Here is a 16,032-nt window from a genome sequence, read left to right as displayed (position 1 = left end):
TTCGCCCATATTGCCAGTGTCGCACTGGCGGCCGACAGGGAGGGCATCGCCCTTCCCATTGGCATAGGCGGACTCGCCACTGGAAGTCATGGCGAGCACCGGATTGGTGGTCTTCGTTTGAATCATGCCGATTACCCCTGCACGGGTTGGAAAGCCGTGCTATTGAGGTATCACCAAGTACCAGAAGCCATTACTTAAATGTGCCGGTATAACCACCATTACGTATCTGAAGCTATCCGATTCCTTTGAGTAATACAGAATCGACAGGTCACTCGTCCTGATTATTGATTCCCGCGTGTACGCACGAGTTCTGGCCAGGCCATCGGAACCGGGACTCACCTGAACGACGGAGTACAGATAGCGAGGTGTGGGAATCGAACAGCTCAGTGGTCGGCTGCGTCGACGACCTCGTACCCGATGTTGCCATCACGCAGGCGGTCGGTATGCCGTGAGAGTTCTTCGGTTACGACCACGAGCAACACGTCGAGTCCCTTCGTCGCTGCCTCGGTCACCGCCTCGGCAGTCCCGAATCGGATGTCGGGCTCCTGTCCGGCGCGCCGACACGCCACCAGCGCCTCCGTCCCAGCTGCGGCCAGCAGATCGTGCCCGCCTGCCTGCTCGACGAGCGTCTCGGTCGGGACCTCACGGCTCCCACCGCGCTGGATGCGCGGAATCGAGACCAGGGTCACCGTCCCGAGGTCGTAATCGAGCACCCCCTCGAAGTCGGTGACCCCCACGTCCTCGTCCGCGGTCGCACTCGTGACCGCGACCGCCGTCGCCGACCCATCGTCCCCCGGCGATGCATGCATCACCCCGTTCTCCATGGTCAGCGACACCGACTCACCCTCCGCGATGTCCCCCGCCGCGATGGCCGTCTCGATGTCCACCTGACCGATGACCTCCTCGGAGACGTGGTCGACGTACCGGCGCAGGTCCTCGGTCCGCGAGATGAGCCAGTCCACCCCCTCCTTCGTCACCTCGTAGCGCCCGCGACCGTGTTTGGTCACGAACCCGCGCTCGACGAGGTTCTGCAGATAGTCGCTGACGGCCTGGGCCGTCACCCCGATCTCGTCGGCGATCTCCTGCTGGCTCACCGCCGGCTGACGCTCGGCGATCTGGGACAGTATCTGGTACTGTGTCGCGTTGCGCTTGCTCTGGAGCACGCTCAGTTCGTCCGTGTCGGCGGCGTCCTCGGGCATCGTTTCGGCTTCGGAGGTCGAACACAAGTAGCTTTGCACATAGGTAGTCTGCAGTTGGAAAGTCCACCGCGTGTTGCGACCCCGGACTCCTGGGGGCGGGCGCGGCGCGGGGGCAGCGGGGGTTGGTCGCGAGAAGGGGAAGAAAGGGAAGAGCGCGAGAAGGGGAAGAAGGGGAAGAGCGCGAGAAGGGGAAGAGGACTACTTTCACTTTCACCCTGTATGGCGAGCGTTGGTATCCCCCGAACCGGTCTCCTGACATATGCAGTCCCCGCTCGAAATCCGAGATGAAGAGACGTACTGGCTCCGAAGTCGGGACGTGAGTGACGACCCGAGAGTCGGTGGCGACCAGTACTTCACAGAGCACGAGATCCCTCGCCCAGAGGAAGTGACAGCCGACGATCTTCCACCGGCTGACGACGACGCGGTCCGGGAGATCGACCGCGAGGCACTGGCAGAAACGAAGTTCATCGGGAAGTGGCAGGTCACGGGGTCCCCAGAGCGAATCGAAGAATTGTGGCCCCAACTCGTCGCCGACGCCGAGGACGGCACCATCTGGGCGGTCAAGGCCATGACCACGTTCGGGTACCAGAATCTCCCGATGTACGACGACTACCTCCTGACCGTCTACACGCCCAATTACTTCGCGAGAGACGACGTGAACCGGGTTCGCGAACACCTCCGAGACGAGTACGGTGTCGACCACGAACTGTACTACAAACCGGACATCTACACGGTGAAGGGCATCGTGGCCGACACTGCCGAGGAGTTCGGCCTCTCGGCCCCTGCCAGATACATCGACTAACTGGCCGTGTTCGTGCTGGCGGTTCTGACGTGATGGCGGCCGAGAACTTGTATCCGGCCGTGGTTTCGATTCGACGCGGGCCAGGTACACCGTCGAACTCATCGTCATGCTCGTCTCGGTCGTCCTTTTCACCGAGTACGTGCTTGGTCCAGCACTCGCAGGGATTCACCCCGCGTTCGGCGTCCCGGTCATTTCGGAGTGGTATCTGGGACGGTACTTCTCCGTCAACTGGAACTCGGGCCGCCTCTACCTCCTCTTCCTCCTCGAAAACGTGGTGCTGTTCGCGTGGGCATGGGTGCGACAGGACGAACTGTGGAAGAACATCGAAGCGCCCCACGGCATCGACAGGGACGATCTTGAACGGGAGTGACCGTGTCGCTGCTCAGTCGAGGAACCGCTCTTTTACGTCCGCCGACGGCACCATACACTGGTCCTTCTTCCCGAACCAGCCGTACCGGTGGTCGGCCACGAAGTCGTACAGCCTGTCCCGAACGAACCGCGGGACCAGTTTCCCGACCGCGGCCACCCGGTACACCCCGCCGAGGTGTTCTGCCACGCGAATCACGGCCGCGGACTTCGTGTAGTACTCGTCGCCCTCGACCAGCACCACGGTCTCCAGCTGGTCCGGTGGGAGGCCAGCTCGTTCCTGAAGCCGTGCTCCGGCATCGGACTGCAGCGGTGCGAACTGGACGGTCCCGTCGGGGTCACGCGGGATGATGAACTGGACGACGCCGTTGCAGAGGTTGCAGACGCCATCGAACAGGAGTACGGGCCCGTCGATGTCCTCCAGTTCTGTGGTCGCCTGCTCGCGCGACTCATCGGGTGTCGCCGACTCATCGGGCATCGTCAGGGCCTCCCCGTCTCCCAGTGCTTGCTCCTAGTCGCGGTCACGTCCACGCCGGGGCTGTAGTACAGGACCGGCTCCGTGTCGGGATGCTCGAACCCGTTCGCCGCGAACAGTGTGTCGCGTTCGACCGTCGCCTCTGCGGGGTAGAGCGTCCAGGGCTCGTGGTCGACGTTCGCGTACCTGACCGACCCATCCCTGCCCTGCGTGTAGAGCCGGTATCGTTCCACGAGAAACCGCGCCAGTGGGTCCTCGGTCGACTGGAACGCCTCGCCACTGGGACCGTAGGTGGCCGCGTAGTGGGCCGGGCGGTCGCCAGGGTGGAGCCGGAGGCTGTCGAACCGGACCCTGCCGTCCTCGCCCTCCAGGCTGATTCGGGCATAGAAGTACGGGAGATGCTGGAACACCCGCGCACCGAGGACCCCGAGCACGCCCTGTGCGTCGAGGCTGAAGAAGTACACGCCGGGTTCGCCGTCGCAGGTGACGTAGGTCCGCAGATTGAGTTCCGGGAGGTCGAGTCCGAATCGCGCGGGCAACCCCTTCGGCCGGACGTCGACGTTCGTGAACGGGACGACGGAGAGCCAGCCCCTCCCGTCGTAGGTGTCCACGTCGAAGGCGTCGGGGAGATGCGCGTCGAGCATGGCCGGGTCGACCGGGTAGTTCTCGAACAGGAGATTTCGCCAGCCCATCGCGAGGGGAACCACCATGCTAATATCTTGGTAGCGCACCGTCAAAAACAGGGAGATTACGGCGACCGTCACCCGAGCAGGCTCGGACTTGTGGCTCCCGCGCTGGCCAGCGCGACGACCAGGGCGTTCCGGCACTCTTGGACAGATAGCGACTTTGAGCAGCGGGTATACATATCGAGAAAGACATCTCCATAAACCCGCCCAACTGTTGATAACGGTGACGCGTGTAGCCTCTCCTATGGACCTTCCAAAAGCGCTGCTCGAAGGCGCTCTGGAGGGCCTTCCTGCACAGTTCGCCATCCTCGACGCCGCGGGAACCATCGTCTACACCAACGAGCGCTGGCGCTCGTTCGGCGTGGCGAACGATATCGACGAAGACCCCACCTCCATCGGGAAGAACTACATCGCCGTCTGTGACGCCGGCGGGGACGACGACGAGTTCGCCGCGAGCACCGCAGCTGGTCTCCGTTCGCTCCTCGCGGGCGACCGTGAGGAGTTCTCGCTCGAATACCCCTGCCACTCGCAGAGCGAGAAGCGGTGGTTCCTGCTGTATGCCCGCGCATACGAGTTCGAGGGGGGCCAGGACGCACAGGGGGACCGGTACGCGCTGGTCGAACACCTCGACGTGACCGACCGCAAACTGACCGAACTCGAACTATCGGAATCGAACGCGCACCTCAAGACCGTCGCGGGTGTGCTCTCGCACGACCTCCGCAACCCAATCAGCGTGGCGGTGGGCTACCTCGACGAACTCGAAGACCGACGGGCTTCCCCATCCACATTCGTCTCCGGGCTTCGCTCCTGTCTGGAGCGCATGCAGCGCATCATCGACGACGCCCTCCTCCTCGCGAGGGAGGCCGGCATCGACGAACTCGAGCCGGTCCACCTGGACGTCTCGGCGATGAAAGCGTGGCGCTACGTCGAGGTCGACGACGCGACCCTCGAAGTGGACGATTCGATGCAGTTCATGGCCGACCCGAGCCTCCTCGACAGCCTGTTCGAGAACCTGTTCCGCAACAGTGTAGAACACGGGACCACGAACAGCCGGGCGCGGTCCGGTGATGCGGTCGAACACGGAAGCCAATCGGCCATGGCGGCGACCGGCTGCGGGTGCGAATCGAGCGAGACCGTGACGATCCGCGTCGGTGTACTGCCGGACGGAATCGGGTTCTACGTCGAGGACGACGGCCCGGGCATCCCCGAAGCACAGAGGGAGGAGGTGTTCGAGACGGGGTTCACCACGGGTGGTTCGGACAACACCGGCCTGGGCCTGACTATCGTCTCGAACGTGGCCGACGCTCACGGCTGGACGGTCGACGTCGCAGACGCAAGCCCCGGCGCGCGATTCGAGTTCCGTGGGGTCGGCGCCGCAGGGTAGCTAGCGCCGAGGCAGAGCCACGCTACGAATCCAGGCAGAACTCCCGGAGCAGACGGACCATCGTCTCCGGGTCCTCTCTCGGTGGCCAGTGAGCACACTCGTCGAGTATCGTCAGTCTGGCCTCTGGTGCCGCGTCCGCGGCGCGACGGGCCCACTCGACCGGAACGACCTCGTCGTGCTGGCCGTGGACGAACAGGGTTGGTACCGACAAATCGCCGAGTCTGGGCGTGAAGTTCGTCCGATAGCCCTGCTTCGTTATCTCGTGCTTGCGGAAATCCCGGAAGGCAACGCATGCGTTCGGTTTCTTCGCGTACTCCCACACCCGGTCGACCGCCTCGGCCGAGAGCGCGTCGGGGTCGCGGGCCACCCCCGCGAGGCTGGCCTTGGTGAACTTCCTACTCCGCCGGAACAGCTCCACCGCGATCTTGTTCAGAATCGGCAGTCGCGAGAGCACGTACGAGAGCTTCCCGCGGGGCAGCTCCGTCCCGAGGCCGAAGCAGTCCACGAGTACCAGCCGTTTCACCGGAACCGCGGTGTCCAGCGCGAGGCCGAGCGCGACCGCGCCGCCCATCGAGAGGCCGCAGACGTGAATTCCGTCGTCGTCCGTGTCCAGCCCGAGTTCGTCGACGAATCCGGCCATCGTCTCGACGTGGCACTCGATGGTGTAGTCCACGTCGGGCACGTCGCTGTCGCCGTATCCGAGCAGATCCGGCGCGTAGACGGTGAAATCGTCGGCGAGTGGCTCGATGACCTCGCCCCACGACACCGGGCCGGCGTCGATGATTCCGCCGTGGAGCAGGAGCAATGGCGGGCCGTCCCCCGCGGTGACGTACTGGATGGTGTGCCCGTCGACGGAGACTGTTGGCATGCTTGATGAATCGGTGCTCTGACGGGATAAACGTGAGTTGCGGTTCGGGCAGCATGCCATCGGCATCCGAGGCCGATTCGGCCTCCACGCTGCGAATCGGACCACAACACTTGATTCACCCACTCCCGTACCGCCATTCATGCCCCACGTCTCACGTCTCCTCGTCCACCCCGTCAAGTCGCTCGACCCGCATCCGGTCGACGAAGTCGACATCAACAACGGCGCGTTGCGCCACGACCGCGAGTACGCCATCGTCGACGGCGACCGCGAGTTCGTCAACGGGAAGCGTGAGCCAGCGATTCATCGGATCCGGAGCGAGTACGACCACGAGACGCGGACGCTCCGGGTCCGCGAGCATGGCGACGACGAGTGGGCCGAGTTCCGCATGGACGCCGACCGCGGAGAACTGAACGCGTGGCTCTCGGACTTCTTCGACTACCCCGTCAGCGTCGTCAGAGACGCCAGCGGTGGGATGCCCGACGATACGACGGTCGACGGCCCGACCGTCATCGCCTGGGAGACCGTCGAGGCCGTGTCCGAGTGGTTCGATGAGATTGGGCCGGAGGAACTGCTCCGCCGGATTCGCCCCAATATCGTCGTCGAGGCAGGCGAAGCGTTCTGGGAGGATCGGCTGTACGCGGACCGTGACGGGGTTCGCGAGTTCACCATCGGCGAGGTGTCCCTCCGTGGGCACAACCCCTGTCAGCGGTGCGTCGTGCCGACGCGAGACCCCGACACCGGCGACGAGACCGAGGGCTTCCGCGAGCGGTTCGTCACGAAGCGCGAGGAGACCCTGCCCGACTGGGCGAACCGCGAGTGGTTCGACCACTTCTTCCGGCTGATGGTCAACACCTCGATTCCGGAGTCAGAGTGGGGAGAGACGGTCGCGGTCGGTGACGAACTCGACCTTGGCGACGTGACCACCGTCTGACTCGACGCGGGAACCACTCTCTGCGCTCAGGGACCGAGAGTGACCCGATCTGCGAGCATTCTGGCGAGCGCGTGGCGCTTGATGAGCGCGAAACCGCCGAAGATGGCGAGAAAGCCGACAGCGGTCACACCGTCGATTAGCTGGCCGAGGAACACCCAGCTGATGGTGGTCGCCGAGACGGGCTCGACGTACCCGATGAGGTTTATCTGCGTGGGCCCGAGGCGGTCCAGTAGCTCGAAGTAGATGAGGAAGGCGACCGCGCCAGTGACGACCGAGAGGTACACCAGGCTCCAGACCGCGGTCGGCGTCCACTCGATGGCCGCCAGGGACTCTCCGGTGAGCGAACCGGCCAGGAGCAAGAGTCCCGACCCGAACAGCATCGCCCACGCCTGCAGGCTTCGGGGCGGGAGCTGGGCGTCGAACGGGCGGGTGAGCACCGCGCCGAGGGCGAAACACGCCGACGCGACGAAGACGATGCCGACGCCGACGACGTTCGCAGACAGGAGCTGGTCGGGGTTCGGCTGGGCGACGAGGGCGACACCTGCCAGCCCGAAGGCGAACCCGAGCGCCGACAGGGCGGTGAGCCGGTCGCCGAGCAAGAGCGTCGCGAACAGGGCGGTCAGGACGGGTCCGAGGCTGATGACGACGGCCGCGACTGCCCCCGGCACGTACTCCTGGCCGAGGTAGAGGAACGCGTGATGCCCACCGATCATCAGGGCACCTGCGGTCAGGACGACACCGAGGTCGTCACGCGAGCGCGGGAACCAGTGGTCGGTCGTCCAGACGGCGTACCCGAGAACGATGAGCCCGGCGACCGCGTAGCGCAGCCCCGCGAAGTGGAGCGCCGGAAAGTACGGCAGGCCGACTTCGATGGCGACGAACGAACTCCCCCAGAGCAGCCCGAGGATGGCGAACAGGAAGCCGTTTCGCTCGTTACGCACTCCCCACCCCCGGCGCTGGAACTGTCGGGGAGGTCGGTGACTTACCGCTCGAAGTGGCGATGGCGGCCAACAGGTGGGCGGACGACATACTGTTGACTCAGCCAGCAGCCCCACAAAAACCCGGTGAAAAGACACGTATCGCCGCCGTTACGGAGACAGCGTTGCCACCATCCGACCAGTCTGCGTCCTGGCTGCTCTCCCGTCAGGCCGGTCGAAGCCGACGCTTCGACTGTTTCGCGTCTGCCACCAGCTGGGACATCCGTTGGACGAGGTCGGGCTTCTCGCCGAGGTACGCGTCGGACTCCTCGTAGTCCGCGACCTCATCGGTTATCTCGTGCATCAGGGCTTCGGCTGCCTTCGCCGCCTCCTCACCGTCCTCGTAGGCGAGCGGCTCGAACACGTTCTTGTGGGTCCGGCCGTTCTGCTCGACCGTCATCACGAGGACCTCGTGACGCTCGGTGCCGTCGTGCTCCCAGCGGAGCACCTCGACCTGCACCTTCGCGTCCTCCGCCACCTCGTAGGTGTATCTTACTCCCATGCTGTTCGCCGTCTCCGTATGGTCGCTCTCCCATCCCCCGGGTGCGACTGCACTCCGAACGAGCATGGGAGTCACTACCACACCCATCTATATAACTTGCCGCCCGCGCTGATAAAGCCCATTGAATAGGGGTGGGGTCCTATAGCCGGACAGATGACCGACACGAAACCCACCGATGACACCGAGACTGGTGACACTATCGTTCCAGCAGCACCGACCGAGTTCGGGCTCATCCAGGTGTTCTGGGGCGACGGCAAGGGAAAGACGACAGCCGCGATGGGGATGGGCCTCCGGGCCGCAGGCCGTGGCTTTCGCGTCCACATGCTCCAGTTCATGAAAGGCGGTGCCGACAGCATCGACGACAGGCCTGGCGAGTACCGCGCAATCGACGCGCTCCCCGGCTTCTCCTACGAGAACACCGGCCACTACGGCTGGCACGGCTTTCGCGACGGCTCCGACGACGACGACCACGCTGCACAGGCGCGGGCAGGCCTCGACCGGGCCCGGACCATCGTCGACGCCTGCGCAGCTGCCGACCTCTCCGCGCCGATTCCACTCGACGCCGAACCAGAGACCGGCGTCCACATGCTCATCCTCGACGAGATCGTGTACGCGGGGAACCGGGGGCTCATCGACACCGACGCGATTCTCGACCTCCTCGATTCGGCACCCGACTCACTCGAACTCGTCCTCACCGGTGGCCACGAGGACCCCGACTGGCTCGTCGATGCTGCGGACCTGGTGACCAACGTCCGCAAGGTGAAACACCCCATCGAGGCCGGCCAGTCCGCCCGGAAGGGGACCGAGTACTGATAGACACCATTGGAAATCATGCATAGTAATTAACCCTGTATTCGCTGTAGCAACTGGTGCCCCGATTCCGGGCACTCCGGCACCCGGTGCAGACCCACCACGAAGGGGGAGGGTTCCGCCCGGGTACGACACTGAGCAGCGAGTGGACACTGGTCCCCGACGGCCAACCGAGACCGGTTGGCTCTCACCTGCTCACTCGGACGATTCGACCGGACAGATGTAGCGATTCTTCCAGCTGTCGCCCTCTCGCCACTGCCAGTAGTAGTACCGGTAGCCCGGCTTCGTTTCCTTGACCGTGATGTACGCGCCCTGCGTCGGGACCTCGTCGTAGTCGGCCGGGTCGGTCGAGACGCCGCGCTCGGCCAGGGCAGCCACGTCCGCCTCGTCGACCGACTCCGACTCCCTCCGCTCTGCTGCATCGCTGTCCTGCGCCTGTCGTTTCCACCCAGCCAGGGCTCTCGCGTAGGACGCAATCGCCTCCAGGCGCTCCGGGGACTGATTCTCCAGTGGGTCCAGCACGTACGCCGGGAGTTCCGGTGCTTCGGGACGGTCGGCAGGCGGTTCGGACGGGTCGTCGGCCATAGTTACCCCACGGGCCGAGTGTATTTCAATCGTGGGGTAACTACGCTTTCGGATACCGGTGCGCCGTCTCAGCCCTGCAACCCACTCGTTCCGAAAAATCGTCGGTTACCGGGAGTTCAGACCGCCGGCCCGGAGATGTCCTCTGGTTCGGGGCGCTGCGGGAGCCCCTCCGAGAGACCGATACCGCGGCCGTAGATGTACCAGGTGACAATGTTCAGGTAGAACGCGAGCGCCGCGGCCAGGAAGAAGCCCAGCAGCGGAACGATTGCGACCGCGCCGAGGACGGCACCACCGACGATGTTCACCGCGACGGCGAGCAGCCACGCGATGGCGTACGTCGAGTTCGTCGCGGCCGACTTGAACTGGCCGAACGCGAACGCATCACCGATGCGGCCCGTCTCGGCGAAGTGGGCGACTCCGATCGGCAAGACGTACGCGACGGCCACCGAGATGATGGCGGAGAGCGTCAGCATCGCGATGGAGAGTGCGGTGAAACTCTGGATGGTAGCCGCACCCGTCTCCGGGTCGATGGTGGTCGACGCGGTTCCGACACCGACCAGTAAGAGCAGTATCGGAATCAGCGTGTACGCGATCGCTATCGCGAACATCTTCACCCCGTCGACGGTCAGTTCCTTCCAGTCGTCCCAGATGGGTGGTTCGTCGTCCGTCTGGGCAGCCCGGACGACCCTGACGGCGAATCCGAGGACCATGAACAACGGGACGATGAGGAACCCGAGCATGGTGAGTAAGGTCCCGATGAGGACGGTGCGTGTCGGGTTTTCGGTGCGACGGATGTACGTGAGTGCCTCTGTTAACATGGTGGGCTCCGCTGGCCAGGTCGTGGCGGTGTTACCGTCACGAAACCGACGACCAACGTGTAGTATAGGTCGGCTGTGTATATCTCTCTCAACGGCGATATATTGAGGTTTCAGGCCCGCAGTCACCTGTTTCTGAGGCATCGGCCGGTCGGTTGTACTTCAAGCTTCGCGATTCGTGTATTGCCCTCACCAGAGCCCCGAACCCGTTAGTCTCCCGTCCTCCTCGCCTGTCGTATGAGTCTCGAAACGGACGACATCGAACTGCATAACGCCGGTGAGGGTGGTGACCGCCTCTCACTCGAATCGATCGCCGACCAGCCCGCCGTCGACTCCCTGGTCGTCATCTTGATGCGGGACTACCACTGTCCGAAGTGTCGCCAGCAGGCACGAGACCTTGCAGCCCGCTACGGCGAGTTCGAAGCCGCGAACGCCGAGGTAGTGGTCGTCCTTCCCGAACCGGCCGACAGGACCGAAGACTGGCTTGTCGACGACATCCCGTATCCGCTTCTCGCCGACCCAGACGCACGCCTCGGGGACCGATTCGGTCAGTCCGTCCGGTTCGGCCCGCTCGGGTCGCTGCACGACTTCATCGGCCGGATGCCCGTCGCACTGGTTCTCGACGCGACCAGTGACTTCCTGGAGCCGACGTTCACGCACAAGGGGTCGATGCCGGCCGACCGCCCGACCCCCGGACGACCTTCTCGACGCGCTCGAATGATCTCGAACCCGGCCGCCGAATCGGGTTTCTGCCAGTAACCTACTTACGATACGAACTCGAATAGGAGGCTATGGAGGAATCCGACGGAGGGAAACTCGAGATCTGGTGTGCCGGCGAGGACTGGTGTCCCGTCACGACGACGGCCTCGCTCATCGGCAAGAAGTGGCATCCCGTCATCATCCACCGACTCCTGAACAACGGCCCGCTCGGGTTCAACGCCCTGAAAGAGGACGTCGACGGTATCTCGAGCAAGGTGCTCTCTGACAGCCTCGACGACCTCGAAGACAAGACACTCGTCTCGCGCGAGGTCATCAGTGAGAAACCGTTCCGGGTCCACTACTCCCTCACGGAGCGTGGCCACTCGATGGAAGCCATCATCATGGAGATGGCGGAGTGGGGGAACGAACACCTGGTCGAACCCGAGGACTGACCGGGACTCCCGCGGTGGTGGTCAGCGGTTACCTGAGGCCGCGTAGCTCATCCTGAATGATGCCGCCACACCCTGCAGAGGTCGCATAGCCCACCCCGTCAGAGGCCGCCACACGCTGTCACGGCTTATCCCATCCACAGCCAGCAGTGGCCTTCCCTGGCCTTCCCTGGCCCCTGTTCGGCGCTACTCGTCGGCCCCGTTCTTGATCGCCTGGGCGAGAATCGGATGCAGTTTCGGGTTGCCCTCCTCGTCACGAGTGATGAGCGGCTCGCCACCGAGTCGGTCCTCGAGCGTCCCGAGGCGTTTCTCCACGGTCCGGTCTGTGTACCCGGTCTCCTCGACCAGTTCCTCGAGCGTGAGCGGCGAGCCCGCCTGCGCCAGGGCGCGGGCGATCTCGTACTCGGACTGCACGTACTCGGATGCCATCTTCGCGGCTAACTTCTGGACTTCGGCCGGAACGTCGTCGGTCATACCGCGACTCTACACACCCCCCCTTGGTAAAAGTCCCGAGCCAGTCCCGGCATGTCGAATCCTCCCAATAGGACCACTAGCACGCAGGATATCCTCACGCACGACGTATCTACGAGTATGAACGTCGTTCCAGACACGAGCGTGGTCGTCGACGGTCGAACCTCAGACCGCGTCGAAACTGGTGCCTTCGCAGACGTCGCCGTGTTCGTTCCCGGCATCGTCGTCGACGAGCTCGAATCGCAAGCGAACCGGGGGAAAGACACCGGCTGGGACGGCCTCGACGAGCTCGACCGGCTGGCCGAACTTGCCGACCAGGGCCGCATCGAGTTCCAGTACGTCGATTCGCCACCGGCTGAGAGCGGTCGTGGCAGCAGTTACAGCGGAACGAACGACGCGATCATCAGGAAGGTCGCGGCCGACTACGACGCGCTCCTGTTCACCAGCGACCGCGTCCAGGCCAGGGTCGCCGAGGCCCGTGGAATCACTGTCGAGTACGTCGAGCCGTACGTCCCGACGTTCGCACTCCCGATCACCCAGTTCTTCGACGATCAGACGATGAGCGTCCACCTCAAAGCCGGCGTCCGCCCGATGGCCAAACGCGGCACCGTCGGCGAGATGCAGTACGGCCCCATCGGCGACGACGAACTGGCCGTCGAGGCGGTCAAAGAGTACGCCCACGACATCCTCGATGGCGCTCGCCGCAGCGACGACGCGTTCGTCGAGATTGACGAGCCGGGGATGCAGATCGTCCAGTTCGGGCCGTACCGCATCGCCATCGCCCGTCCGCCGTTCAGTGACGACTGGGAGATAACCGCGGTTCGCGCGCTGGTCCAGACCTCCCTCGACGAGTACGAACACGCCGAGGAGCTGGAAGCCCGGCTGCTGGAGCGCCAGCGGGGAGTCCTTGTCGCTGGCTCGCCGGGGGCGGGGAAGTCCACGCTCGCACAGGCCATCGCGACGTTCCTCGCGGAGAACGACTTCGTGGTGAAGACGATGGAGAAGCCCCGCGACCTCCAGGTCGGCCCGGGAATCACGCAGTACACCGCCCTCGGCGGCCGCATGGACAAGACCGCCGACTCCCTGCTGTTGGTCCGCCCGGACTACACCGTCTTCGACGAGGTCAGGAAGACCAGTGACTTCCGGGTGTTCGCGGACATGCGCCTCGCTGGCGTCGGCATGGTCGGTGTCGTCCACGCCTCCCGGGCCATCGACGCCCTCCAGCGCCTCGTCGGCCGAATCGAGTTCGGGATGATTCCACAGATAGTCGATACCGTCGTCTACGTCGAGGACGGGCGCATCGAGACCGTCTACGACATCGAAACCGAGGTCAAACTGCCCGAAGGCATGACCTCGGCGGACCTCACCCGTCCCGTCATCACGGTCCGTGACTTCGAGACCGAAGCACTGGCGTACGAGCTCTACCTGTTCAGCCGCCAGGTCGTCACGGTCCCGGTCGCCGGCGAACCCGAGCCAGAGACGGGTGTCTCCCGACTCGCCAGGCGCGAGATAGAACGCGAGATACGGTCGATGGCCCGTGGCCACGTCGTGGTCGACCTCTCGTCCGACGACCGCGCCGTCGTCTACGTCGATTCGAGCGACATCGCCGCCGTCATCGGTACCGGTGGAGACCGGATCAGGGCGGTCGAGGACCGCCTCGGCATCGACATCGACGTTCGGACCCACGAGGAGTGGCCGGGCCCGAAAGACGCCGTCGAGGCCGACGAGAGCGAGAGCCAGACGGCCGTCTCGCCCGAGTTCACCCCACACCACGTCATCCTCCCGACGCCGGTCCCCACCGGTGAGACCGCCAGCGTCTTCGTCGACGACACCTACCTGCTGACCGCGACCCCCGGTCGTGAGGGCGAGATTCGAGTCTCGCGCGGGAGCGACGTGGGGGAGCGCCTTGAGGACGCCATCGACGATGGCCGACACATCAGCGTCCGGTGGTGAGTGTCCGTCAATAACCGGCGAGAGCCTGGCGGAAGTCGGTCAATAACCGGACGAGAACCGGTGAGAACTTGTCAGGGCCTGTCCGACTCACTGCGGAGAGAGAACACCGGGCAGGGAGCCCGCCGCAGGACGCGCTCGGTTACCGTCGCCGTGAGGAACCGATCCAGCCCCCGTCGGTTGTGTGTTCCCATCGTGATGAGGTCGATATCCTTCTCTTCAGCGTACGTCGTGATACAGCGGTCTGGTTCGCCCCGCCAGACCCGGGTGACCACGTCCGCACCGGCCTGTTTGGCCCGTGCTTTCATCTCCGAGACCGCGTGCTCCGATTCTGATTCGAGTGACGCGAGCAACTCCTGTGACTGGATGAGTGAACTGTCGATGACCGAGAATACGTGGACCGTGGCATCGTAGTGCGCCGCGATATCGAAGGTGTGCTCCGCCACGCGGGCGGCTTGGGTACTGCCGTCCGTCGGGAGGAGGATGTCGTCGTACACCGGGTCGACCGGCGTCACCGTCGCCCTGGAGGTCAGGACGGGGTGGGTCGACCGACTGATGACGGATTCGGCGACACTCCCTACCACGTGTCTCGCGAGTCCTTTCCGCCCGCGGGTCCCCATCACGATGAGGTCAACGTCGTGCTCGTCAGCGTACCGGAGTATCTGTCGGGCTGGCCTGCCCGAGGCTACGGCGGGGACGACAGTCAGACCACGGTCCGTCGCCTGCCGCTCGATTGCTTCGACAGCACGGTTGCTTCGCTGTCGAAGGACGTCGGTCGCGGGGCCGTCGTCGTATCCGTCATCGTCGAGCGCGAGGGCGCTGGTGTCGACGACGGACAGGGCGTGGACGGTCGCGCCGTACGTTTCAGCCAGACCCAGTCCGTGAGCGATCGCGCTCCGCGTTCCGTCAGCGCCATCAGTCCCGATGAGGATACTGTCGAACATCACTAGATATCATCTCCGACGGGCGACTTAACTGGCGGGTCGAACCCCACCAGCAGCACGTTCTTTCCGTCTCGCCCCCTACGTCCCTCATGGTATTCGCAGACGTATGGCAACGGCTCTCGGAGACCTGTAAGTCCCTCGACCCGGATACCGTCCTCGTGACACCGAACTCGGAGCGGCCGTTCACCGTCGAGTCCGCCCAATCGGCGCGTCTCCTCGTGTCGTTCCTCGACTCCGACGAACGGCAATCCCTCACCAGGGACCAGTTCTCGGTGCTCTACGACCGACTCGGAACCAAGGACGCGGCCATCAAATTGGCCGACCTCCCGCGAGGTGTCGAACCCTACGTCGCCGTGTTGAGCCTCTCCCCCAGATACGTGTACGACGAGCAGGCCGACGCCCTCCGCGAGTCCGAGGAAGGCGAACACACCGACACTCCGTTCCTGCGCCCGCGCTGGGAGATCCGGACCCCCATCGAACGCGTCCACGACGACACGCTCTTGCTCGCAGATATGCTCGACCGCTTCGAGGACGCAGAGTTCCAGACCATTCCGGACAACGACCTCGTCGACCTCTACGTTCTCCTCTCGGACGTCCAACACGGGGCGAACGACCTCCGGAAGGCGGTCGGAGAGACCCTGCTCGGCCACATCGGGCCGGAGGACCGGCTCCACGGACCGTTCGGGACGGTTACACGCGTGCGCCGCAACGCTCGCTCCCTCAAGAGAGAGGACAGAATCCTCTCCCAACTGGATAAACACGACGTGCCCCGGAAATGGGTACTCGGGGTCGTTCCTGACAAGCTCGACGTCGTCGTCGCGGCGACCGATGTCGAGGAAGAGGACGTCTACGACATCGAGACGCTCGAATACGTCCAGAAGACCGCCACGGAATCCGCGAAGAAACAGAATCGGTTACAGGGTATCGAAGATAGAATCGCCGTCCTGCAGTCCGAGGAGGCAGACGCGCTCCGTGAGGAGATCGCTGAACTGGAGTCCCGGCTCGACGAACTACTCGCAGCCGGCTGACGGCGGCACAAGGACCGTTGTCACACGCCTTTTCCTCACACGTTCGGCCGCTAGTACTCTCGCTCGCACAGACACTTCGCACCCCTAGAGA

The 16,032-nt window shown here is 64.4% G+C and carries 19 protein-coding genes; 9 read left to right on the top strand and 10 right to left on the bottom strand.

Going from position 1 to position 16,032, the window contains the following annotated elements; genetic code table 11:
* Positions 1–383: 383 nt before the first annotated feature.
* On the bottom strand, positions 384–1,199 hold the full coding sequence (locus N6C22_RS20465) for a MarR family transcriptional regulator (protein ID WP_261653069.1): 816 nt from the start codon (positions 1,197–1,199) through the stop codon (positions 384–386).
* Between the two features lie 259 nt (positions 1,200–1,458).
* On the opposite strand from N6C22_RS20465, the gene N6C22_RS20460 reads away from it, so the two are divergent.
* Both N6C22_RS20460 and N6C22_RS20455 read left to right on the top strand, forming a co-directional pair.
* Positions 1,459–2,001 carry a DUF1917 domain-containing protein gene (locus tag N6C22_RS20460; protein ID WP_261653068.1) on the top strand — a complete coding sequence of 181 codons (543 nt, stop codon included), beginning with the start codon at positions 1,459–1,461 and terminating at the stop codon, positions 1,999–2,001.
* A 106-nt stretch (positions 2,002–2,107) separates the two neighbouring features.
* Positions 2,108–2,371 (top strand): hypothetical protein, encoded by a 264-nt coding sequence (locus tag N6C22_RS20455; RefSeq protein ID WP_261653067.1) that lies wholly within the window; start codon positions 2,108–2,110, stop codon positions 2,369–2,371.
* Between the two features lie 12 nt (positions 2,372–2,383).
* On the opposite strand, the gene N6C22_RS20450 is transcribed toward N6C22_RS20455, so the two are convergent.
* Entirely contained in the window at positions 2,384–2,845 is a 462-nt protein-coding gene (locus tag N6C22_RS20450; protein ID WP_261653066.1) for a thiol-disulfide oxidoreductase DCC family protein, read from the bottom strand.
* A 2-nt stretch (positions 2,846–2,847) separates the two neighbouring features.
* The gene (locus N6C22_RS20445; protein WP_261653065.1) at positions 2,848–3,552 is read right to left on the bottom strand and encodes a YqjF family protein; all 705 of its coding nucleotides are present in this window, start codon (positions 3,550–3,552) and stop codon (positions 2,848–2,850) included.
* A 220-nt stretch (positions 3,553–3,772) separates the two neighbouring features.
* On the opposite strand from N6C22_RS20445, the gene N6C22_RS20440 reads away from it, so the two are divergent.
* Positions 3,773–4,912: a PAS domain-containing sensor histidine kinase gene (locus N6C22_RS20440; protein ID WP_261653064.1), complete on the top strand. Its 1,140-nt coding sequence runs from the start codon at positions 3,773–3,775 to the stop codon at positions 4,910–4,912.
* Positions 4,913–4,934: 22 nt separating this feature from the next.
* Here N6C22_RS20440 and N6C22_RS20435 read toward each other — a convergent pair whose 3' ends face one another.
* A complete protein-coding gene (locus N6C22_RS20435; protein ID WP_261653063.1) occupies positions 4,935–5,780 on the bottom strand; it encodes an alpha/beta fold hydrolase in 846 nt (281 codons plus the stop codon).
* A gap of 139 nt (positions 5,781–5,919) precedes the next feature.
* Here N6C22_RS20435 and N6C22_RS20430 point away from each other — a divergent pair, with 139 nt between their 5' ends.
* Entirely contained in the window at positions 5,920–6,711 is a 792-nt protein-coding gene (locus N6C22_RS20430) for an MOSC domain-containing protein (protein WP_261653062.1), read from the top strand.
* A gap of 26 nt (positions 6,712–6,737) precedes the next feature.
* Here N6C22_RS20430 and N6C22_RS20425 read toward each other — a convergent pair whose 3' ends face one another.
* Positions 6,738–7,652, bottom strand: coding sequence for an EamA family transporter (locus N6C22_RS20425; RefSeq protein ID WP_261653061.1), 915 nt, complete (start codon positions 7,650–7,652; stop codon positions 6,738–6,740).
* A gap of 202 nt (positions 7,653–7,854) precedes the next feature.
* The gene (locus N6C22_RS20420) at positions 7,855–8,256 is read right to left on the bottom strand and encodes a hypothetical protein (protein ID WP_261653060.1); all 402 of its coding nucleotides are present in this window, start codon (positions 8,254–8,256) and stop codon (positions 7,855–7,857) included.
* 87 nt (positions 8,257–8,343) lie between these two features.
* Between N6C22_RS20420 and N6C22_RS20415 the strand changes: the two genes are divergently transcribed.
* Positions 8,344–9,003 (top strand): cob(I)yrinic acid a,c-diamide adenosyltransferase, encoded by a 660-nt coding sequence (locus N6C22_RS20415; protein WP_261653059.1) that lies wholly within the window; start codon positions 8,344–8,346, stop codon positions 9,001–9,003.
* Between the two features lie 192 nt (positions 9,004–9,195).
* Here the strand turns inward: N6C22_RS20415 and N6C22_RS20410 are convergent, their stop codons facing one another.
* Positions 9,196–9,585 carry a hypothetical protein gene (locus tag N6C22_RS20410; RefSeq protein ID WP_261653058.1) on the bottom strand — a complete coding sequence of 130 codons (390 nt, stop codon included), beginning with the start codon at positions 9,583–9,585 and terminating at the stop codon, positions 9,196–9,198.
* Positions 9,586–9,701: 116 nt separating this feature from the next.
* Positions 9,702–10,403 (bottom strand): DUF4013 domain-containing protein, encoded by a 702-nt coding sequence (locus tag N6C22_RS20405; RefSeq protein WP_261653057.1) that lies wholly within the window; start codon positions 10,401–10,403, stop codon positions 9,702–9,704.
* A gap of 234 nt (positions 10,404–10,637) precedes the next feature.
* On the opposite strand from N6C22_RS20405, the gene N6C22_RS20400 reads away from it, so the two are divergent.
* Both N6C22_RS20400 and N6C22_RS20395 read left to right on the top strand, forming a co-directional pair.
* Complete coding sequence (locus tag N6C22_RS20400; protein WP_261653056.1) at positions 10,638–11,159, top strand: redoxin domain-containing protein; 522 nt, start codon at positions 10,638–10,640, stop codon at positions 11,157–11,159.
* A gap of 32 nt (positions 11,160–11,191) precedes the next feature.
* Positions 11,192–11,551 carry a helix-turn-helix domain-containing protein gene (locus N6C22_RS20395; protein ID WP_261653055.1) on the top strand — a complete coding sequence of 120 codons (360 nt, stop codon included), beginning with the start codon at positions 11,192–11,194 and terminating at the stop codon, positions 11,549–11,551.
* A gap of 183 nt (positions 11,552–11,734) precedes the next feature.
* On the opposite strand, the gene N6C22_RS20390 is transcribed toward N6C22_RS20395, so the two are convergent.
* Positions 11,735–12,022, bottom strand: coding sequence for a hypothetical protein (locus N6C22_RS20390; RefSeq protein WP_261653054.1), 288 nt, complete (start codon positions 12,020–12,022; stop codon positions 11,735–11,737).
* Positions 12,023–12,139: 117 nt separating this feature from the next.
* Here N6C22_RS20390 and N6C22_RS20385 point away from each other — a divergent pair, with 117 nt between their 5' ends.
* Positions 12,140–13,972, top strand: a complete 1,833-nt coding sequence (locus N6C22_RS20385; RefSeq protein WP_261653053.1) for a PINc/VapC family ATPase — start codon at positions 12,140–12,142, stop codon at positions 13,970–13,972.
* A 71-nt stretch (positions 13,973–14,043) separates the two neighbouring features.
* Here N6C22_RS20385 and N6C22_RS20380 read toward each other — a convergent pair whose 3' ends face one another.
* On the bottom strand, positions 14,044–14,913 hold the full coding sequence (locus N6C22_RS20380; protein ID WP_261653052.1) for a universal stress protein: 870 nt from the start codon (positions 14,911–14,913) through the stop codon (positions 14,044–14,046).
* A gap of 89 nt (positions 14,914–15,002) precedes the next feature.
* Between N6C22_RS20380 and N6C22_RS20375 the strand changes: the two genes are divergently transcribed.
* Positions 15,003–15,941, top strand: a complete 939-nt coding sequence (locus N6C22_RS20375) for a hypothetical protein (RefSeq protein ID WP_261653051.1) — start codon at positions 15,003–15,005, stop codon at positions 15,939–15,941.
* The last annotated feature ends 91 nt before the right edge of the window (positions 15,942–16,032 follow it).

The organism is Haloarchaeobius sp. HME9146 (assembly GCF_025399835.1).
Lineage (GTDB): Archaea > Halobacteriota > Halobacteria > Halobacteriales > Natrialbaceae > Haloarchaeobius.
Note: the sequence above shows the minus strand (reverse complement) of the source record. Positions and strands in the feature narration are given on the sequence as shown.